This is a genomic window from Sphingomonas tabacisoli, from assembly GCF_042678385.1.
Classification (GTDB): domain Bacteria; phylum Pseudomonadota; class Alphaproteobacteria; order Sphingomonadales; family Sphingomonadaceae; genus Sphingomonas_B; species Sphingomonas_B tabacisoli.
In genome coordinates, this window is the sequence record NZ_JBHUDY010000001.1 from 1,610,874 (window position 1) to 1,629,290 (window position 18,417).

Annotated in this window: 17 protein-coding genes; 8 read left to right on the plus strand and 9 right to left on the minus strand. The window is 66.1% G+C overall.

The features are described 5' to 3' along the window. Positions 1 to 43: 43 nt before the first annotated feature. From ACFSCW_RS08395 to ACFSCW_RS08420, 6 genes are all read right to left on the minus strand, one after another. Positions 44 to 1,081, minus strand: a complete 1,038-nt coding sequence (locus ACFSCW_RS08395) for a 2-oxoacid:ferredoxin oxidoreductase subunit beta (protein WP_380888394.1) — start codon at positions 1,079 to 1,081, stop codon at positions 44 to 46. A 49-nt stretch (positions 1,082 to 1,130) separates the two neighbouring features. Further along, a complete protein-coding gene (locus ACFSCW_RS08400) occupies positions 1,131 to 3,005 on the minus strand; it encodes a 2-oxoacid:acceptor oxidoreductase subunit alpha (RefSeq protein WP_380888395.1) in 1,875 nt (624 codons plus the stop codon). 86 nt (positions 3,006 to 3,091) lie between these two features. Continuing rightward, positions 3,092 to 3,994 carry a histone deacetylase family protein gene (locus tag ACFSCW_RS08405; RefSeq protein WP_380888396.1) on the minus strand — a complete coding sequence of 301 codons (903 nt, stop codon included), beginning with the start codon at positions 3,992 to 3,994 and terminating at the stop codon, positions 3,092 to 3,094. Between the two features lie 12 nt (positions 3,995 to 4,006). Beyond that, a complete protein-coding gene (locus tag ACFSCW_RS08410; RefSeq protein ID WP_380888397.1) occupies positions 4,007 to 4,723 on the minus strand; it encodes an SDR family NAD(P)-dependent oxidoreductase in 717 nt (238 codons plus the stop codon). A gap of 93 nt (positions 4,724 to 4,816) precedes the next feature. Beyond that, a complete protein-coding gene (purF, locus tag ACFSCW_RS08415; protein ID WP_380888398.1) occupies positions 4,817 to 6,274 on the minus strand; it encodes an amidophosphoribosyltransferase in 1,458 nt (485 codons plus the stop codon). A 73-nt stretch (positions 6,275 to 6,347) separates the two neighbouring features. Continuing rightward, positions 6,348 to 7,232, minus strand: a complete 885-nt coding sequence (locus ACFSCW_RS08420) for an MBL fold metallo-hydrolase (RefSeq protein WP_380888399.1) — start codon at positions 7,230 to 7,232, stop codon at positions 6,348 to 6,350. Between the two features lie 40 nt (positions 7,233 to 7,272). On the opposite strand from ACFSCW_RS08420, the gene hisI reads away from it, so the two are divergent. The 3 genes from hisI (at position 7,273) to ACFSCW_RS08435 (ending at position 10,317) form a co-directional block, all read left to right on the plus strand. Continuing rightward, positions 7,273 to 7,638 carry a phosphoribosyl-AMP cyclohydrolase gene (hisI, locus tag ACFSCW_RS08425; protein ID WP_380888400.1) on the plus strand — a complete coding sequence of 122 codons (366 nt, stop codon included), beginning with the start codon at positions 7,273 to 7,275 and terminating at the stop codon, positions 7,636 to 7,638. Between the two features lie 82 nt (positions 7,639 to 7,720). Continuing rightward, positions 7,721 to 9,001: a M28 family metallopeptidase gene (locus tag ACFSCW_RS08430; RefSeq protein ID WP_380890063.1), complete on the plus strand. Its 1,281-nt coding sequence runs from the start codon at positions 7,721 to 7,723 to the stop codon at positions 8,999 to 9,001. Beyond that, complete coding sequence (locus ACFSCW_RS08435) at positions 8,998 to 10,317, plus strand: metal-dependent hydrolase family protein (protein WP_380888401.1); 1,320 nt, start codon at positions 8,998 to 9,000, stop codon at positions 10,315 to 10,317. The genes ACFSCW_RS08430 and ACFSCW_RS08435 overlap by 4 nt, the downstream gene beginning before the upstream one ends. A 60-nt stretch (positions 10,318 to 10,377) precedes the next feature. On the opposite strand, the gene ACFSCW_RS08440 is transcribed toward ACFSCW_RS08435, so the two are convergent. The 3 genes from ACFSCW_RS08440 to tyrS are packed head-to-tail and all read right to left on the minus strand — an operon-like array spanning position 10,378 to position 13,121. Next, complete coding sequence (locus ACFSCW_RS08440) at positions 10,378 to 10,845, minus strand: RNA pyrophosphohydrolase (RefSeq protein ID WP_380888402.1); 468 nt, start codon at positions 10,843 to 10,845, stop codon at positions 10,378 to 10,380. Then, positions 10,842 to 11,846, minus strand: a complete 1,005-nt coding sequence (locus ACFSCW_RS08445; protein ID WP_380888403.1) for an alpha/beta hydrolase — start codon at positions 11,844 to 11,846, stop codon at positions 10,842 to 10,844. The genes ACFSCW_RS08440 and ACFSCW_RS08445 overlap by 4 nt, the downstream gene beginning before the upstream one ends. A gap of 48 nt (positions 11,847 to 11,894) precedes the next feature. Beyond that, positions 11,895 to 13,121 carry a tyrosine--tRNA ligase gene (tyrS, locus tag ACFSCW_RS08450; RefSeq protein WP_380888404.1) on the minus strand — a complete coding sequence of 409 codons (1,227 nt, stop codon included), beginning with the start codon at positions 13,119 to 13,121 and terminating at the stop codon, positions 11,895 to 11,897. A gap of 149 nt (positions 13,122 to 13,270) precedes the next feature. Between tyrS and ACFSCW_RS08455 the strand changes: the two genes are divergently transcribed. From ACFSCW_RS08455 to ACFSCW_RS08475, 5 genes are all read left to right on the plus strand, one after another. Further along, positions 13,271 to 14,128: a GIY-YIG nuclease family protein gene (locus tag ACFSCW_RS08455; RefSeq protein ID WP_380888405.1), complete on the plus strand. Its 858-nt coding sequence runs from the start codon at positions 13,271 to 13,273 to the stop codon at positions 14,126 to 14,128. After that, the gene (locus tag ACFSCW_RS08460) at positions 14,125 to 15,321 is read left to right on the plus strand and encodes an exo-beta-N-acetylmuramidase NamZ family protein (protein WP_380888406.1); all 1,197 of its coding nucleotides are present in this window, start codon (positions 14,125 to 14,127) and stop codon (positions 15,319 to 15,321) included. Before ACFSCW_RS08455 ends, ACFSCW_RS08460 begins: the two co-directional genes overlap by 4 nt. A gap of 146 nt (positions 15,322 to 15,467) precedes the next feature. Continuing rightward, positions 15,468 to 15,635 carry a hypothetical protein gene (locus tag ACFSCW_RS08465; protein ID WP_380888407.1) on the plus strand — a complete coding sequence of 56 codons (168 nt, stop codon included), beginning with the start codon at positions 15,468 to 15,470 and terminating at the stop codon, positions 15,633 to 15,635. Between the two features lie 50 nt (positions 15,636 to 15,685). After that, positions 15,686 to 16,420 carry a TlyA family RNA methyltransferase gene (locus tag ACFSCW_RS08470; RefSeq protein ID WP_380888408.1) on the plus strand — a complete coding sequence of 245 codons (735 nt, stop codon included), beginning with the start codon at positions 15,686 to 15,688 and terminating at the stop codon, positions 16,418 to 16,420. 75 nt (positions 16,421 to 16,495) lie between these two features. Beyond that, positions 16,496 to 18,412 (plus strand): TonB-dependent receptor domain-containing protein, encoded by a 1,917-nt coding sequence (locus ACFSCW_RS08475; RefSeq protein ID WP_380888409.1) that lies wholly within the window; start codon positions 16,496 to 16,498, stop codon positions 18,410 to 18,412. Positions 18,413 to 18,417 lie beyond the last annotated feature (5 nt).

Below are 18,417 nucleotides of genomic sequence, written 5' to 3' on the forward strand. Positions count from 1 at the left end.
CATGCCCACGCCTGATCCGACCCGCAAGCGGCAGGGCAGCAAATCAAATCTCGTGCGGTTGTTTGTCGACTTGCCAGGTCTGGCCCTTGGCGACGAGCTTTTGCAGGTCGGGTTTCTTGCCTTCGGCCGCGGCGCGGTTCTGTTCGACGACGGCGCGTTCGAAGGTCGGGCGGGGGTGGTTGTAGATGACGCCCAGCGCGACGGGGAAGCCTTGCTCCACTTCCATCTCGATCAGCATCTGGGCGATGCCCTTGTTGGTCTGATCGTGGACGATCACGCCCGCCGCCTGCCAGTCGCCATTCTCGACATTGACGATCTCGAGCCGCAGGTCCGTGACATTGAGCTTGAGGCCGAGCGTGCCGTTCGCGAACAGCATCGGCTGACCGTTTTCCAGCCAGATCTGATTGACCGCCGCCTTCGCCTTTTCGGTGAAGTTGGCGAACACCTCGTCATTATAGACGATGCAGTTCTGGTAGATTTCGACGAAGCTCGCGCCCTGGTGCGCGTGCGCTGCCTTCAGCACCGCGGGCAGATTCTTGTGCACGTCGATTCCGCGGGCGATGAACCGCGCGCCCGATCCGAGCGCAAAGCTACAGGGCGAGGCGGGACGGTCGACCGAGCCGAACGGCGTGGATGGCGAACGCGTGCCGACGCGCGACGTGGGCGAGTATTGGCCCTTGGTCAGCCCGTAGATCTCATTGTTGAACAGCAGGATCTGGCAGTCGAGATTCCGGCGGAGGATGTGCATCGTGTGGTTGCCGCCGATCGACAGCGCGTCGCCGTCGCCGGTGATGATCCACACGTCGAGCTCCGGATTGGCGAGCTTCACCCCCGTCGCGATCGCCGGCGCGCGGCCGTGGATCGTGTGGAAGCCATAGGTTTCCATGTAATAGGGGAACCGGCTGGAGCAGCCGATGCCGGAGACGAACACGGTCTTCGCCGGATCGACGCCCAGCTCCGGCATCGTCCGCTGCACGGCTTTCAAGATCGCATAGTCGCCGCAGCCGGGACACCAGCGGACCTCCTGATCGGACTCCCAGTCCTTGATCGTTGTCTTCGCGATGGGGGTCATGTCGTTCATTGCAGCACCACGAAGTTGAGGAAATTGAGTTGGTGAAACGTGGTTCGGGTCATGCCAGCGCTGCCTCGATCGCCGCTTCGATCTCGCTGATGCGGAACGGCTGGCCGGAGACCTTGTTGAGGGGCTTCGCATCGACCAGATACTGGTCGCGCAGCACGGTCTTGAGCTGGCCGGTATTCATCTCGGGTACGAGGATACGCTCGTAAGAGCGAAGTAGGACACCCAAATTCTTCGGCAGCGGCCAGATGTGGCGGATGTGGATATGGTGGACGTCGCGGCCGCGCATCCGCTGGCGCCGGACCGCCTGGTGGATCGGGCCGTAGGTCGAGCCCCAGCCGACGACAACCAATTTACCCTTGGCCTCGCCGAGCGTGACGTCCTGCTCCGGAATATGATCGGCGATTCCGAGCACCTTGTCGGCGCGGATGTCCGTCATCGCCTGGTGGTTGGCCGGCGAATAGTCGATGTTGCCGGTGCCCTGCTGCTTCTCGATGCCGCCGATGCGGTGGAGCAGGCCTGGCGTGCCGGGCTTCACCCAGGGGCGGGCGAGCTTTTCGTCGCGGCTGTAAGGCTGGAACCCGCCTTCCGGCACCTGCTCGAGGAACTGGACGGGGAAGGGCGCATAGCCGCTCATGTCCGGCACGCGCCACGGCTCGGCGGCGTTCGCGATATAGCCGTCGGTCAGCAGCATGACGGGCGTCATGAATTGGGTCGCGAGCCGCACCGCCTCGATCGCGCAGTCGAACGCGTCGGCGGGCGAGCGGGCGGCGATCACCGGCATCGGCGCGTCGCCGTTGCGGCCATAGACGGCCTGGTAGAGATCGGACTGCTCGGTCTTGGTCGGCAGGCCCGTCGACGGGCCGCCGCGCTGCGAGTTGACGATGACCAGCGGCAGCTCGGTCATGATCGCGAGGCCCATCGCCTCGCCTTTCAGCGCGATGCCCGGCCCGGAGGACGAAGTGACGCCCAGCGATCCGGCATAGGAGGCGCCGATCGCGCTCGCGATCGCGGCGATCTCATCCTCTGCCTGGAAGGTCGTGACGTCATATTCCTTGAGGCGGCTCAGGTGATGCAGGATCGCCGAGGCGGGCGTGATCGGGTAGCCGCCGAAGAACATCGGCAACCCGGCGAGCTGCGCGCCCGCGACCAGGCCCAGCGAGATCGACTCAGCGCCGGTGACGGTGCGGTACAGGCCCGGCGCAGCAGGCGCGGCGGCGATGTGATGCTGCTTCAGCGGACCCGACAGCTCCGCCGTCTCGCCATAGGCGTGGCCGGCGTTCAGCGCGGCGATGTTCGCTTCCGCGAGCGTGGGGGCCTTGGCGAACTTCGCTTTCAGCCAGTCGACGATCGGCTGGCGGTCGCGGTCGAACATCCAGAGCGCCAGCCCGAGCGTCCACATGTTCTTGCAGCGCAGCGCTTCCTTGTTGCCGAGCCCGAAGGGCTTCACCGACTCCAGGGTGAGCTGCGAGATGTTGAACTTCAGCAATTGCCAACGGGCGAGGCTGTCATCTTCCAGCGGATTGGTGTCGTAGCCGGCCTTGGCGAGGTTGCGCGCGCCGAACTCGCCTTCGTCGGCGATGACCAGGCCGCCGTCCTTGAGCTGCGAGACATTCACCTTCAGCGCGGCCGGGTTCATCGCGACCAGCACGTCGGGCGCGTCGCCCGCGGTCTCGACCTCGGTCGAGCCGAAATTGATCTGGAAAGCGGAGACGCCAAAGGTCGTGCCTTGCGGCGCGCGGATTTCGGCGGGGAAGTCCGGGAAAGTCGCCAGGTCGTTGCCCGCAAGCGCGGTGGAAAGCGTGAACTGGCCGCCGGTCAACTGCATGCCGTCGCCGGAATCCCCGGCGAAGCGCACGACGACGCTTTCGGCGGGCGGACGCGCGCTCGCCTCCTCGGGAGTGAGCTGATGGGCGGCTGTGGCCATGGAAATCCTGTCCTGCGATGTCAGAGCGGCCGCGCTAAGCGGCTCTGTCGTGTGAGCCAATGTAGAAAATCTGGCGCCGGAAGCAATCAAGCTTCGATCAAAGCGCGATATAATGTCTCGATGCTGCGCGCGTGGCGCTGCGCGATCGGCGCCTTGTCCGCGCCATAGCCGCCGCCGGGCGTGCTCGCGAGCGGAATGCCGCGGCGGCGGGCCTGCTCCGCGACGAAGCGGTCGCGGGCGGCGAGGCCGTCGTCGGTAAGCGCGAGGCGGCCGAGCTTGTCGTCGGCATGGGGGTCGACGCCGGCCTGGTAGAGCAGGAGGTCCGGCCGGATGCGGTCGATCAGCGCGGGCAGGGTGGCGGCCAGCGCGTCGAGATAGGCGGCGTCGCCTATGCCGTCGGGAAGCGGCACATCGAGCGTCGAGCGGGCCTTGCGCGCCGGGAAGTTCTTGTCTGCGTGGATCGAGTAGGTCGCGACGTCAGAGCGGCCGGCGAGCAGTGACGCCGTGCCGTCGCCCTGATGCACGTCGCAATCGACGATCAGGATGCGTCGGGCGTCACCTTCTGCGAGCAGACGATGCGCGGCGATGGCCAGATCGTTGAACACGCAATAGCCCGCGCCCGTGTCGTGCAGCGCGTGGTGGCTGCCGCCGGCGGTGTTCGCGGCATAGCCGTGCTGCAGCGCCAGCTTCGCCGCGAGCCAGGTGCCGCCGGGGGTGAGCTTGGCGCGTTGGCTGAGCAGTGGCGTGACGGGGAAGCCGATGCGGCGTTCCTTTTCGCGCGGCACGGCGGCGGCGAGGACTTCGGCGACATAGGCCGGGTCGTGCATGGCTTCGAGCCAGGCGCGCGGCATTGGCTCGGGAATGTGACGGGTCTGGGGGATTTCGAGCCGGTCGAGGGCCTCGATCAGCAGGTTGTATTTGCTTGCCGGAAACCCGCCGGAGGGCGGCGGCGGGGTGAGGTAGCCGGGATGGTGGATGAGGTGGAGCATCAATCCACGACGTCAGGGTTTCTCGATCCGCTCCCGATGTCCGGTCTCGAACCCTTCGGCCAAAAGCGCGGCGATGCGTTCGCCCACCACTTCAGGCGCTTTCACCGTGGTGGGGTCCTCGCCCGGATAGGCCTTTTCGCGCATTTTGGTGCGCGTGGCACCAGGGTCGATCGTCGCGACTTTCACTTTGCCGAGATTGCGCTGTTCCTCACCATAGGCCGCCACCAAAGTTTCAAGCGCGGCCTTGGACGCACCATAGGCGCCCCAATAGGCCCGCGGCGTGGCTGCGACGCTGGAGGTGATCGCGATCAGCTTGCCGGGCTCGGCGCGGCGGAGCAGGGGATCGAACGCTGCGATCAGCGCCTGCTGCGCGCCGACGTTGAGGGTGAGGAGCTTCGAAAACTCCTTGGCGTCGATCGACTGAACGGGCGTCAGCGTGCCGAGCATCGCGGCGTTGAGGATCAGCGCGTCGAGCTTCTGCCAGCGCTCCGCGATCGCGGTGGCGAGGCGGCCGATGCTGTCACCGTCGACCAAGTCGAGCGGCGCGATCGTGGCGCTGCCGCCAGCCTGGTGGATGCGTTCCTCGACCGCTTCCAGGTCCTTCGCGGTGCGGGCGACGAGGACGACATGCGCGCCGGCCCTGGCGAGCGCTTCGGCGGTGGCGGCGCCGATCCCGCGGCTGGCGCCGGTGACGAGCACGAGTTGGTCGGTGAGGGGCTTCGTTTCCATGTCATTCCCGCGAAAGCGGGAATCCACCTGCCTTGCAAGCCTGCCCGCAAAGAGAAGGTGGATCCCCGCTTTCGCGGGGATGACGAAAGGGGACTAAACCACTCGCTCCGCCAGCAGGCTGAGCTGGTCCGCCGGCGCCAGTTCGTCCTGGTCGGTCAGCGTAGTCGGATAGTCGCCGGTGAAGCAGGCGTCGCAATGCTGGGGGCGGACATCGGCGCGGCGGTCATGGCCGAGTGCCTTGTAGAGCCCCTCGATCGAGACGAACGACAGGCTGTCGGCGTGGATGTAGTCGGACATGCCGGGCACATCGAGCTTGGCGGCAAGCAGCTTGGCGCGCTCCGGCGTGTCGACGCCGTAGAAGCAGCTATGCCGCGTCGGCGGGCTGGCGATCCGCATATGCACTTCGGCCGCGCCCGCATCGCGCATCATCTGCACGATCTTCAGGGAGGTCGTGCCGCGCACGATCGAATCGTCGATCAGCACGACGCGCTTGCCGCCGATCAGCGCGCGATTGGCATTGTGCTTCAGCTTGACGCCCAAGTGCCGGACTTGGTCGCCCGGCTGGATGAACGTCCGCCCCACATAGTGCGAGCGGATGATGCCGAGCTCGAACGGGATGCCCGATTGCTGGGCATAGCCAATCGCCGCCGGCACGCCCGAATCAGGGACGGGAATGACCAGATCGGCCTCGACCGGCGCCTCGATCGCGAGCTGCGCGCCGATCGCCTTGCGGACGTCGTACACGGACGTGCCGTCCACGATCGAATCGGGGCGCGAGAAATAGACATGCTCGAAGATGCACGGCCGCGGATTGATCGCGCCGAACGGCTGGATCGAGCGCACCCCCGCATCGGTCACGATGACGATCTCGCCGGGCTCGACCTGGCGAATGAACTCGGCGCCGATCACGTCGAGCGCCACCGTCTCTGATGCGAAGATCGTCGAATCGCCAAGCTTGCCCATCACCAGCGGGCGGATGCCGAGCGGATCGCGGCAGGCAAGCATGCCCTCGGGCGTCATGCAGATAAGGCTGTAGGCGCCCTCGACATGCTTCAGCGCGTCGATGAACCGGTCGAGCAGCGTCCGGTAGGTCGAGGTCGCGACCAGGTGGATGATCACCTCGGTGTCCGAGGTCGACTGGAAGATCGAGCCGCGGCGCACCAGCTCGCGGCGGAGCTTCATCGCGTTCGAGATGTTGCCGTTATGCGCGACCGCGAACCCGCCCGACGACAGCTCGGCGAACAAAGGCTGGACGTTGCGCAGCGCCGTCTCGCCGGTCGTCGAATAGCGGACATGGCCGCAAGCAGCCCTGCCGGGCAGGCCGCGGATGATGTCGTCCCGGTCGAAATTGCCGGCGACATGGCCCATCGCGCGGTGGGAATGGAAATGCTCCCCGTCCCAGCTCGTGATGCCGGCCGCTTCCTGGCCGCGATGCTGGAGCGCGTGAAGGCCAAGGGCCACGACGGCCGCAGCGGTTTCGGCGTCATAGATGCCGAAAACCCCGCATTCCTCGCGAAGCTTGTCGTCGTCGAACGGATGTGTGCTGAGCATTAGAGACCCGGACCCTTGGCTCGTTGGCGCGCCATATAGGAAGCGAGGGGCGGTTTGTCTCCCCATTGTCATATTATTTGTCGGCCGGCTGCCATTTGTAGCCGCCGCCATTGGCCACGATCCGCCCCGTGCCTGGGAAAGGAAAGTGCGGTGCGTAGACCAGCTCATGCGTCTGGGCGAGCCGGGCGAGGACCGTGCGGCGCATTGCCTTGCCGAGCTTCTTGTCGGTGTCGAACGCGATTCCCCATTCGGGCTCGGCAAGCGAAACGACCGCGCTATGAGCGGTGTCGCCGATATCGAGCAGATGCGCGCGGCCGGAGCTGATGCGATAACCCGAATGGCCGGGCGTGTGCCCCACGATCGGCACGGCCTGGATGCCCGGCAGCAGCGTCGCGCCCGGCTCGAACGGGCGCACCTGGCCGCGGATCGCATTCACGATTGCTCGGGAGCCGGCCTGTCCCTGCATCCACGCCCATTCCTGCCGCGACATGCGCACAACCGCGTTCGGGAAGGCAGGGCGACCGTTCGATCCGACCACGCCACCGACATGATCGCCGTGCGAATGGGTGATCAGCACGTCGGTCACCTGTGCCGGCAGCACGCCCGCGGCGGCGAGGCTCGCGAGCAGCTTGCCGCCCATCTTGGGGCCGAGCCCCGTGTCGATCAGCACGATCCGCCCGGTGATCCCGCGGACCAGCAGCACGTCGACACTGAGCGGCACCGAATCACCCGGCAGTCCGGCTTCCATCAGCACGCGCGCGACGGCGTTGGGGCTCGCGTCGATGCCGAACGTCTTGCCGTCATTGGCCGCATTGAAGTCGGCATCGCGCAGCGTCGTGAGCCGCAGCGCGCCGAACGGGATCGTTCGCGCTTCGGGCTGGACCGGAACCGGGCCGGGCGCCGCGTGGCCGGCAGTGGCGAGGGCAAGGGCGGCGAAGGCGGGAAAGGCTTTGCGCATGCCGCTTTCAATCACAGTCCGGCTCGGGCATCCAGCCGCCATGAACGACGATCGCGAGCAGGGAACGACGCTTGACCCCAAATGGGGGGCGGACGGCCTCATCACCGGCGTCGTGACCGACGCGGCGACGGGCGAGTTGCTGATGGTCGCGCACCTGAACGAAGAAGCGCTGAGGCTCACGCTGGAGACCGGCGAAGCGCATTTCTGGTCGCGCAGCCGCGGGCGGCTTTGGAAAAAGGGCGAGACCTCCGGCAACGTGCTGCGCGTCGTCGAGGCGCGGATCGACTGCGACCAGGATTCGCTGTGGCTGCGCGTGGAGCCGGCCGGGCCGGCGTGCCACACGGGTGCGCGGAGCTGTTTCTATCGGAAAGTGGATGCCGAAGGTACATTGAGCCGTTCGGCCTGAGCTTGTCGAAGGCCTCTCTTTTCTTTTCTGAGGTTTGGAAGAAGAAGGGAGGGCTTCGACAAGCTCAGCCCGAACGGAATTGATAGTGCTCAACCTTCTCCTGCTCTCCGCCGCCGCCGCTGCCCAACCCGATCCCGCCCAACTGAAAGCCACGATCACCAGGCTGGTCGGCTTCGGCACCCGGCATACGCTGTCCACCACGACCGATCCCAAGCGCGGCATTGGCGCCGCGCGGCGCTGGGCGGCCGGGCAGTTCGGGGAGTATTCCAAAGCGTGCGGCGGCTGCCTCGCGGTTGAAACGATCGGCGACCAGTTCACCGGCCCGCGCGCGCCGAACGGCGTGCGTGTCGAGGATGTCATCGCCATCCAGAAGGGCACCTCCGATCCGAATCGCGTGGTGATCGTGCAGGGTCATATCGACAGCCGCGTCTCCGACCCGATGGACGCGACCTCCGATGCGCCGGGCGCGAACGACGACGGGTCGGGAACGGCGCTGGTGATCGAAGCGGCTCGGCTTCTCTCCAAGGAGAAGTTCCCGGCGACGATCGTCTATGCGGCGCTCTCGGGCGAGGAGCAGGGCCTGTGGGGCGGCAAGCTGCTGGCGGCGACCGCCAAGGCGCGCGGCTGGAAGATCGCTGCGGTGCTCAACAACGATATCGTCGGGAACACCACCGGCGTCGGCGGCGCGCGCGACGACAAGCATGTCCGTGTGTTCAGCGAAGGCATTCGCGCCGCGGCGACGCTGGATGAGGACAAGGCACAGCGCGCCAATGGCGGCGAAGACGATTCGCCGTCGCGCGCGCTCGCCAAGGCGATCAAGCGCGTCGCGGACCGCGAGCATGGCCTTGGCGCGATGGCAGTGCGGCGCCCAGACCGCTTCCAGCGCGGCGGCGATCACACGCCGTTCCTTGAAGCCGGCTATCCGGCGGTTCGCTTCACCGAAGTAACCGAGAATTACGACCACCAGCACCAGACGCTGCGCACCGAGAACGGCAAATTCTACGGCGATACGATCGAAGGCGTCGACTTCCCCTATCTGGCGAAAGTCACCGCCTTGAACATGGCGGTGATCCGCGAGCTGGCGAGCGCGCCGGCCGCGCCCGAGGGCGTGACGATCGAAGGGGCATTGAGCGCCGACACGACAGTCGCATGGCAGCCGGTGCCGGGCGCGGCAGGCTATCGCGTCCGCTGGCGGCTTGCCGACGGGACTGAGTGGACCGATCACAAGGACGTGCCGGGCAACGCCACGTCGCTGAAGCTGCCGGGCGTCAACATCGATTATCACTTCTTCGGCGTCGCGGCGCTTTCGACGAGCGGCGCGGAAAGCCTGGTCACGTTCGCCGGTCCGGCTCCCCGCAAATGATCCGCGCTCTGCTCGGCGTCCTGTTGATGGCGCTGGCGGCTCCCGCCTGGGCGGAGAGCGTTTACCTGCTCCGCCCCGCACGCGTGTTCGACGGCGTCGACCGCCAGGCGCACGAAGGCTGGGCGGTGCTCGTCCGTGGCGAGCGGATCGAAGCGGCGGGGCCGAATCTGGCAGCGCCGGCCGACGCCACTGTAATCGACCTGCCGGGCACGACCTTGATGCCCGGCATGATCGAGGGCCACTCGCATCTGTTCCTGCATCCGTACAACGAAACGCCGTGGGACGATCAGGTGCTGCACGAGCCGCTGGCGCTGCGGACCGCTCGCGCCACGATCGCGGCGCGTAACACCCTGATGGCCGGCTTCACGACGGTGCGCGATCTCGGCACCGAGGGCGCGGGCTATGCCGATGTCGGTCTAAAGCAGGCGATCGATCAGGGCATCGTGCCCGGGCCGCGGATGCTGGTCGCGACGCGGGCGCTGGTGGCGACGGGCAGCTACGGGCCGAAGGGTTTCGACGGCGGCGTCGCGGTGCCGCAAGGCGCCGAGGAAGCGGACGGCCCGAACCTCGTTCACGCCGTGCGCCGGCAGATCGGCGCCGGCGCCGACGTCGTGAAGTTCTACGCCGACTATCGCTGGGGCAAGGGCGAGCCGAGCCGTCCCACCTTCAGCCTCGACGAACTGAAAGCCGGCGTCGAAGCCGCGCATTCCGCAGGCCGGATCGTTGCTGCCCACGCCGGCACCGCCGAAGGCATGCGCCGCGCGGTCCTCGCGGGCGTCGATACGATCGAGCATGGCGACGAAGGCACGCCCGAAATCTTCCGGCTGATGAAGGAGCGCGGCGTCGCCCTCTGCCCAACGCTGGCCGCGCGCGATGCGATCGCCCGCTATCGCGGCTGGAGCGGGCAGGAGCCTGCACCCGACGCCGTGATCGAAAGCCGCAAGAGCTTCGCCGCCGCCCGGGCCGCCGGCGTCACGATGTGCATGGGCGGCGATGTCGGCGTGTTCGCCCACGGCGAGAATGCGCGCGAGATGGAGCTGATGGCCGCCGCCGGCATGCCCGCCGCCGACGTTCTGATCGCGGCGACTTCGGGCAACGCGCGTATTTTCCGCATCGCCGACAAGCTCGGCGCGGTGAAGCCGGGGTTGCTCGCCGATCTGGTCGCGGTGGAAGGTGATCCGACCCGCGACATCGGCGCGGTTCGGCGCGTGCGGTTTGTGATGAAGGGTGGGGTGGTGTTTCGATCTGATGACCCTCTCCCCACCGGGGAGAGGGTGGGCGAGCGCAGCGAGACCGGGAGAGGGGCTGTGCGGTAAGACTCTGCCCCTCTCCCTGGCCGCTTCGCGGCCTGTCCCTCTCCCCAATGGGGAGAGGGTTTAGAGATGCTCCGCAAACTCGCTGAGCACTGCGCGGTAGAGCTCCTGTTTGAACGGCACGATCATCGCCGGCAGCTCGCTCGGCTCCGCCCATTTCCAGGCACGGAATTCTGGCTCCGCCGTGTCGATGCGCACGTCGGCGTCGGTGCCGAGGAAGCGGCACAGGAACCATGTCTGACGCTGGCCGCGATATTTGCCGCCCCAGACCTTGCCCTGCAGATCCTCGGGCAAGTCATAGTCGAGCTGGCGCGAGGCGCAGGCGACGATCTCGACCAGATCGCGGACGATCCCCGTCTCTTCCTCCAGCTCGCGCAGCGCGCCTTCTTCCGCGCTCTCGCCCGGATCGAGCCCGCCCTGCGGCATCTGCCAGGCGTCGAGCGCGTTATCGAGCCGCTGGCCGACGAACACCTTGCCCTCGGCATTGAGCAACATCACGCCGACGGCGGCGCGATAGGGAAGGTCGCTCATTCCGCCGCCGCAGCCACCGTGTCCGCGCCTTGCGCCGCCTCGGCCATCACGCGCTCCGCTTCGGCCTCGTTGATCATGTACTTCAGGATCCGGAAGCAGGCAGCGACGTCGCTCGCGCTCGACGGAATGGCCTTCCGAAGCGTGATGAAGCCGTGGATGTTCCCCACCGCTTCCCGATACACCGTCGGCACGCCCGCGCGGATCAGCTCGCCCGCATAGACGCGGCCCTGGTCGCGCAGGGGATCGAGGCCGGCGGTGATGAGCAAAGTCGGCGGCAATCCGGTCTGCTTGTGCAGGATTGGCGTGTTGCGGACGTCGCCCTCAGCAGCGCGATAGGCGTCGGAAAAATACTTCATCGACGGCTGATCGAGCAGGAAGCCCTGGCCGAAATCGCTGAACGACTGATATTTCTGCACATCGTCGACGACCGGATAGATCGGCCATTGCGCGATCACCGGCGCCTTGGCGGGCTTGTCGCGGAGCTGCTGCGCAGTGACGATCGTCAGGTTCCCGCCCGCGCTATCGCCGGCAAGCACCAGGCTGGCGACGCGCCCGCCAAGCTCCGCCGGGTTGGTCGCGACCCAGCGCGCGGCCGCCTCGCAATCGTCGGGCGCGGCCGGGAAAGCATGCTCCGGCGCGAGGCGGTAATCGACCGCCACCACCGGGATGTCGAGCGCGCGCGCCGCCTCGGCGCAGAAGCTGTCGTGCGTCTCCAGGTCGCCGATGACGAATCCGCCGCCATGAAAGAAGACGAGCACCGGGCCGGGTTCGCGCCGCTCGCGCGCGTCGTACAGCCGCAGCGGAATGTCACCCGCCGATCCCGGCGCCGTCAGGTTGCGCTTGACCGCAAGCTCGCCGGCGGGGAGGTCGGCCACGTCCTTCATCATCGCATAGGCCGCACGCGCCTCGGGCGCGCTCATCTGCCAAGTGCGCGGGCCGGGCAGGTTGTTCAGAAAGCCAAGGAACGCCTGAACGTCGGGGCGAACATAGGGCTGGGACATGGGCGGCTCCTCTCGGTTCTGATTCGAAACCTTTCTAGCCCCGTTCGATCATCGGGTCAGCAGCCCGTGATTCTTCTTACCCGCCGACACCCGCACCGGCGCGTCGCCGATGCTGACGCTCAACCCTTCATCCTCGACCTTTTCGCCATCCACCCGCGCGCCGCCCTGCTTGATCAGGCGCCGGGCTTCGTTCTTCGAAGCCGCGAGACCGAGGTTCACCAGCGCGTCGACGATGCCAATGCTGCCGCCTGCAACCGCGAACGTCGGCAGCGCCTCGCCGGCGGTGCCTTCCTCGAAGGTCTTGCGCGCGGTCTCGGCCGCTTCCTCGGCCGCGACCCGGCCACGGCACATGGCGGTCGCTTCGTTGGCGAGCGTCTTCTTCGCCTCGTTAATCTCCGCGCCTTCGAGCGCCTCAAGCCGTGCGATCTCGTCCAGCGGCAAATCGGTGAACAGGCGCAGGAATCGGCCGACGTCGCGGTCGTCGGTGTTCCGCCAGAACTGCCAATAGTCGTATGCGGAGAGCTGGTCCTCGTTCAGCCAGACCGCGCCCGACATGGTCTTGCCCATCTTGCCGCCATCGGCCGTGGTGATCAGCGGCGTCGTGACGCCGAACACCTCGGTGCCGTCGACACGGCGGGCGAGCTCGACACCGTTGACGATGTTCCCCCATTGGTCGGAGCCGCCCATCTGCAGCCGGCATTCGGCGCGGCGCGACAACTCCAGGAAGTCATAGGCCTGGAGGATCATATAGTTGAACTCGAGGAACGACAGCGACTGCTCGCGGTCCAGCCGCAGCTTCACCGAATCGAAGCTCAGCATCCGGTTGACCGAGAAATGCTGACCGATGTCCCGCAGGAACGGGATATATTCGAGCTTGTCGAGCCATTCGGCATTGTCGACCATGATCGCATCGGTCGGGCCGTCGCCGAAGGTCAGGAAACGCTCGAACACGGTCTTGATCGAGGCGATGTTCGACTGGATCGTGCCGACCGTCATCAGCTTGCGCGCTTCGTCCTTGAAGCTCGGATCGCCGATCTTGCCGGTGCCGCCGCCCATCAGCACGATCGGCTTGTGCCCGGCCTGCTGCATCCGGCGCAGCAGCATGATCTGCACCAGGCTGCCGACATGCAGCGACGGCGCGGTCGGATCGAAGCCGATATAGCCGGGGACGATCTGCTTCGCGGCGAGGGCATCGAGCGCCTCGGCGTCGGTGACTTGATGAATATAGCCGCGCTCCGAGAGCAGGCGGAGGAGGGAGGAACGGTATTCGGTCATCGCGGCGGCGTGTTAGCGAGGTTGGACGGAAGAAAGAAGGGAGGGCTTTCGACACGCTCAGCCCGAACCAAGTTTGAAAGAGAACGCTGACCCTTAAACCGGTTTGGGCTGAGCTTGTCGAAGCGCTCCCTTTCTTCTTTACAGGGGAGATGACGTTCTGGACCTACATGATCCAATGCGGCGATCGGCATCTTTACGTCGGCCACACAAACGATCTGGAAAAACGGATGGGCGAACATCAGGCTGGTGTGTTCGCAGGCTATACGAGCACCAGGCATCCGCTGCATCTGGTCTGGTCGCAGGAATTCCCGTCGCGATACGAGGCGGTGGAAGCCGAACGGCGTCTCAAAGGCTGGAGCAAGGCGAAGAAGCTGGCGCTGATCCGCGGCGACTGGGCGCTGATTTCGGCGCTGGCCAAAAACAAGAGAGAAGGGAGGGCTTCGACAAGCTCAGCCCAAACCGAGAAGGTGGTGAGGATGTCCCATTTCCTGCACCCGCATCCAGTGCAAATCCCTTCCGAACCGTTTAGCCTCGAAGCGACTGCAAGGTTTTCCGCCGATCGCATTCGTGCCCGCTTTCGCCTGACCGGCCCCGTCAAGCTCCTGCAACTACCGCCGCGGGCAGAACCAACCCGCCGCGACAATCTTTGGCAGCACACCTGCTTCGAAGCGTTCCTCGCCATCGAAGGCGGCTATCTGGAGTTCAACTTGTCACCCTCCACCGAATGGGCGGCGTATCGCTTCAGCGGTTATCGTGAGGGCATGGCCCCCCTCGACGTCGAGCCCCCCGGCATCTCGGTCTCCCGGACGGATCATACGCTCGAACTGACGGCCGACATCGCCTTGCCGCCGGGCCTCTCTCCCACGCGCCTCGGCCTTTCCGCCGTGATCGAGGAAGTTTCGGGCCGCAAATCCTATTGGGCGCTCAACCATCCGCCCGGCGACAAGCCCGATTTCCATCATGCCGATTGCTTTGCGATCGAACTCCCGGCACCCAGCGGCTCATGAAATTCGGCATCGATCGGCTGCTCGCCGACCCAGAACTCCGCAAACCCCTTGAGGGCCGTCGCGTCGCCTTGCTGGCGCACCCGGCGTCCGTCACCGAGCATCTGACGCACAGCCTGGACGCCCTCGTCGCGGCGGGGGTGAACGTGTCGGCGATGTTCGGGCCGCAGCATGGCGTGCGCGGCGACTTGCAGGACAATATGATGGAGTCGCCGGACTTCACCGATCCGACCTACGGCATCCCGGTGTTCAGCCTGTACGGCGAGGTGCGTCGGCCGAGCGGGCAGTCGATGCACACGTTCGACGTGATCCTCGTCGATCTGCAGGATCTGGGCTGCCGCATCTACACCTATGTGACCACCTTGCTCTACGTGCTCGAAGCCGCGGCGGAGCATGGCAAGGAAGTCTGGGTGCTCGATCGGCCCAACCCTGCGGGGCGGCCGATCGAAGGCCTGACGCTCCGGCCCGGCTGGGAAAGCTTTGTGGGCGCGGGGCCGATGCCGATGCGGCACGGGCTGACCTTGGGGGAGCTTGGCGCCTGGTTCATCAAGCTGAAGAAGCTCGACGTCGCGTATCGCGTGATCGAAATGGAGGGCTATGCCCCGGATGCCGGCCCCGGCTTCGGCTGGCCCGTCGAGCGTGTGTGGGTCAATCCCAGCCCCAATGCCGCCAACCTCAATATGGCACGCGCTTATGCCGGCACGGTGATGCTGGAAGGCACGACGCTGTCGGAAGGGCGGGGCACGACGCGGCCGCTCGAGCTGTTCGGCGCGCCCGACATCGACGCGAAAGCGCTCATGGCCGAAATGCATCGGATCGCGCCCGGCTGGCTGGAAGGCTGTACTCTGCGCGACATCTGGTTCGAGCCGACTTTCCACAAGCATATGAAGACGCTGAACAACGGCGTTCACATCCATGCCGAGGGGCGTTTCTACGATCACCAGGCGTTCAGGCCGTGGCGGCTGCAGGCGCTCGCGTTCAAGGCTATCCGGCGCCTGTACCAGGACTATCCGCTGTGGCGCGATTTTCCGTACGAATATGAATTCGACAAGTTGGCGATCGACGTCATCAACGGCTCGCCTCTGTTGAGGGAATGGGTGGATGACGCCGGCTCCCAGCCCGGCGATTTGGATGCGATCACGCTTGTGGATGAGCGGGCCTGGGACGAGGAACGCCGGCCGCTTCTTATCTACTGAATTGCTTCTCGTAACTCGCGCGAAACGTGCCGGAATCCGGACGAACGGAGGGTGAAAAATATTCGCGAATCCGCGTGTGGGTATTAACCATCATTTTACGATTGCGGGGCAGTTTTAAAGGCCGGGGACGGTTGGGGAATCGTCCGATGAGCGCCGGGGAGAAGGTCGCTATGGAATCGAACGTCCGTTACTACGCACGTCGCGCTGCATACGAAGCCAATGCCGCTGCCAAGGCAATCACGCCGGAAGCCGCGATGCGCCGCCGTGCGCTGGCGGAAATGTTCTCGCGCAAGGCGCAGGAACTCTGCATCTGATCTGACCGGCGCAGTTGGCGGCGCGCGATCGTGCCGCTAAGTCCGCACCCATGGCCAAGCAGCGCGCCGACCAGCTCCTCGTGGATCGTGCGCTCGCCGAAAGCCGCACCCGCGCACAAGCGCTGATCCTTGCCGGCCTCGTCTTTTCCAACGGCCGGCGCATCGACAAACCCGGACAGACTCTCCCCGATGACGCGCCGCTCGACGTGCGCGGCCGCGACCATCCCTGGGTCTCTCGCGGCGGCGTGAAACTCGCGCACGGGCTCGACCATTTCGGCTGGGACGTGACCGGCGCCGTCGCGATCGACGTCGGCTCCTCGACCGGCGGCTTCACCGATGTGCTGCTGACCCGCGGCGCTGCGCGCGTCTATGCGGTCGACAGCGGCACCAACCAGCTTGCGTGGAAGCTGCGGCAGGACGCGCGCGTCGTCGTCCTCGAGCAACTGAGCGCGCGGCTGCTGACGCCCGAGCATATTCCCGAGCCGGTCGACCTGATCGTCTGCGACGCCAGCTTCATCTCGCTCGCCAAGGTGCTGGACGTGCCGCTGAGCTTCGCCAAGCCGCGGGCCAGGCTGATGGCGCTGATCAAGCCTCAATTCGAAGCGGGACGCGACGAAGTGGGGAAGGGAGGCGTGGTGCGCGATCCTGCGATCCATGCGCGCGTTTGCGACGAGGTGCGAAGCTGGATCCAAGGGCAGGGCTGGCGCGTCGCGGGCATCGCGCAAAGCCCGATCACCGGTCCCGAAGGAAACATCGAATTCCTGATCGCAGCCGAGCGCGGCTGAGCAATTTCGTCGAAACGCCAAGTCGTTGATCGAAACGACCGCGCACGCGAGTCGCGGTTGATTACAGATGTGAACATGCGCTTTTTCGCCTGCTCCGCCGCCGTCGCGGCCCTGCTTTCGTCCGGATCGGCGCTCGCCCAGCGCACCACCGACAATGCCACGACGCAATCGAAGGACGCGTTCGGCAAGAAGGTCGGCGACGAGCAGATCGGCATCTACAATCCGTTCGACGTGCGCGGGTTTTCAGCGGTCGATGCCGGCAACACCCGGATCGAGGGGCTCTATTTCCAGCAGCAGGCAGGCCCGACCGATCGGCTGATCGAGGGATCGACGATGCGGGTCGGCATCTCGGCCCAGGGCTATCCGTTTCCGGCGCCGACCGGCATCGCCGACTATGCAATCCGCAAGCCCGGCGACAAGACCTTGGCGAGTGTCGTGCTCCGCTACGGCCCGTTCGACGCGCAGGTCGGCCAACTCGACCTCTCGGTGCCGATCGTCGACAAGCAACTCGGGGTGCAGGCGGGCATCGGCTATTTCAACGAGAACCAGCATTTTGGCGGTACCCCGCAATATCTGTCGATGAGCGTCGCGCCCGTCTGGCGCCCGGCCGAAGGCGTGGAGGTCATTCCGTTCTGGAGCTCGATCCACACCAACTCGCAGGAAGCGCAGACCCTGGTCTTCACCGCCGGCGATTATCTGCCGCCGCGGGTCAAGCGCGGCGTGTATGCGGGACAGCCCTGGGCGACATACGAGGGGATCAACTGGAACACCGGGCTGATCGTGAAGGCGCCGGTCGCGGGATTCGACGTTGCGGCAGGCATCTTCCGGTCCGTCAGCCACGACCAGCAGAACGCGATCGACCTGCTGATCGGCGTCACGCCCGACGGGAAGGCTGCCGATCGGTTGGTCATCATCGACCAGGGCAATCGCTTCGGCGCGACATCCGGCGAGTTCCGCGTCTCCCGCAATTTCGACGAAGGCGATCGGCGCCACACATTCATCGCAACTGCGCGCGGCCGCGATCAGCGGCGGCTCTATGGGGGCTCGGACCAGATCGACCTGGGCCCGACCGTCTGGGGTGCGGTGGACTATAAGCCGCGCCCCGATCTGGTGTTTGGCGCGAAGAGCCGGGACCATGTCCGGCAGACCACGTTCGGGCTCGGCTATCAGCTGAAGTGGCTCAAGGTCGGCGAATTCGGGATCGGCGTGCAAAAGACTGACTATAAGAAGGACGTCACGACGCCGAACGGCGCGCTGCCCGAGTCCAAATCCTCGCCCTGGCTGCTGAACGCCAATGCCGCGATCGAGCTGACCGATCGCTTCGTCGTCTATGGCAGCTATGCGCGCGGGCTGGAGGAGAGCCCGGTCGCGCCGGACCGCGCCGTCAATCGCGACGAAGCGCCGCCGGCGTTCAAGACCGAGCAGAAGGATGCCGGCGTCCGCTGGGCGATCACGCCGTCGCTCTCGGCCATCGCGGGCGTGTTCGAGATCACCAAGCCCTATTTCAACCTCGACGCGCAGAGCCGCTTCCGCCAGCTCGGCCAGCTTCGGCATCGGGGCGTGGAGCTCTCGATCGCGGGCCAGGTGCTCGACGGATTGAACGTCGTTGCCGGCACCGTCTTCCTCGACGCGCAAGTGACGGGCGAGCTGGTCGATGCGGGCACGATCGGCAAGAAGCCGGTCGGCGCGATCGAGCGGCACAGCATCGCGAGCATCGACTATCGTTTCCCCGACAGCCCCTTCTCGGTGGATGCCTTTTTCGAGGAAACGGGCGACCGGATCGCCAACATCCAGAACACTTTGGTCGTGCCGCCGCGTGCGGTGCTGGCGCTCGGCGGACGCTACCGGTTCAAGATCGGCAAGTCGAACGCCCTGATCCGCGCGCAGGTCGGCAACGTGTTCAACAATTACGGCTATGGCGTCGGCGGTAGCGGTTTCTTCGTCTACAACCTGCCGCGGCGGCTGAGCGTCACCCTGACGACGGATATCTAAGCCCT

Excerpts from the sequence above, each read along its gene's own strand:
- ACFSCW_RS08395 (WP_380888394.1), bottom strand. The coding sequence starts at position 1,081 with ATGAACGACATGACCCCCATCGCGAAGACAACGATCAAGGACTGGGAG.
- ACFSCW_RS08400 (WP_380888395.1), bottom strand. The coding sequence starts at position 3,005 with ATGGCCACAGCCGCCCATCAGCTCACTCCCGAGGAGGCGAGCGCGCGT.
- ACFSCW_RS08405 (WP_380888396.1), bottom strand. The coding sequence starts at position 3,994 with ATGCTCCACCTCATCCACCATCCCGGCTACCTCACCCCGCCGCCGCCC.
- ACFSCW_RS08410 (WP_380888397.1), bottom strand. The coding sequence starts at position 4,723 with ATGGAAACGAAGCCCCTCACCGACCAACTCGTGCTCGTCACCGGCGCC.
- purF (WP_380888398.1), bottom strand. The coding sequence starts at position 6,274 with ATGCTCAGCACACATCCGTTCGACGACGACAAGCTTCGCGAGGAATGC.
- ACFSCW_RS08420 (WP_380888399.1), bottom strand. The coding sequence starts at position 7,232 with ATGCGCAAAGCCTTTCCCGCCTTCGCCGCCCTTGCCCTCGCCACTGCC.
- hisI (WP_380888400.1), top strand. The coding sequence starts at position 7,273 with ATGAACGACGATCGCGAGCAGGGAACGACGCTTGACCCCAAATGGGGG.
- ACFSCW_RS08435 (WP_380888401.1), top strand. The coding sequence starts at position 8,998 with ATGATCCGCGCTCTGCTCGGCGTCCTGTTGATGGCGCTGGCGGCTCCC.
- ACFSCW_RS08440 (WP_380888402.1), bottom strand. The coding sequence starts at position 10,845 with ATGAGCGACCTTCCCTATCGCGCCGCCGTCGGCGTGATGTTGCTCAAT.
- ACFSCW_RS08445 (WP_380888403.1), bottom strand. The coding sequence starts at position 11,846 with ATGTCCCAGCCCTATGTTCGCCCCGACGTTCAGGCGTTCCTTGGCTTT.
- tyrS (WP_380888404.1), bottom strand. The coding sequence starts at position 13,121 with ATGACCGAATACCGTTCCTCCCTCCTCCGCCTGCTCTCGGAGCGCGGC.
- ACFSCW_RS08455 (WP_380888405.1), top strand. The coding sequence starts at position 13,271 with ATGACGTTCTGGACCTACATGATCCAATGCGGCGATCGGCATCTTTAC.
- ACFSCW_RS08460 (WP_380888406.1), top strand. The coding sequence starts at position 14,125 with ATGAAATTCGGCATCGATCGGCTGCTCGCCGACCCAGAACTCCGCAAA.
- ACFSCW_RS08465 (WP_380888407.1), top strand. The coding sequence starts at position 15,468 with ATGAGCGCCGGGGAGAAGGTCGCTATGGAATCGAACGTCCGTTACTAC.
- ACFSCW_RS08470 (WP_380888408.1), top strand. The coding sequence starts at position 15,686 with ATGGCCAAGCAGCGCGCCGACCAGCTCCTCGTGGATCGTGCGCTCGCC.
- ACFSCW_RS08475 (WP_380888409.1), top strand. The coding sequence starts at position 16,496 with ATGCGCTTTTTCGCCTGCTCCGCCGCCGTCGCGGCCCTGCTTTCGTCC.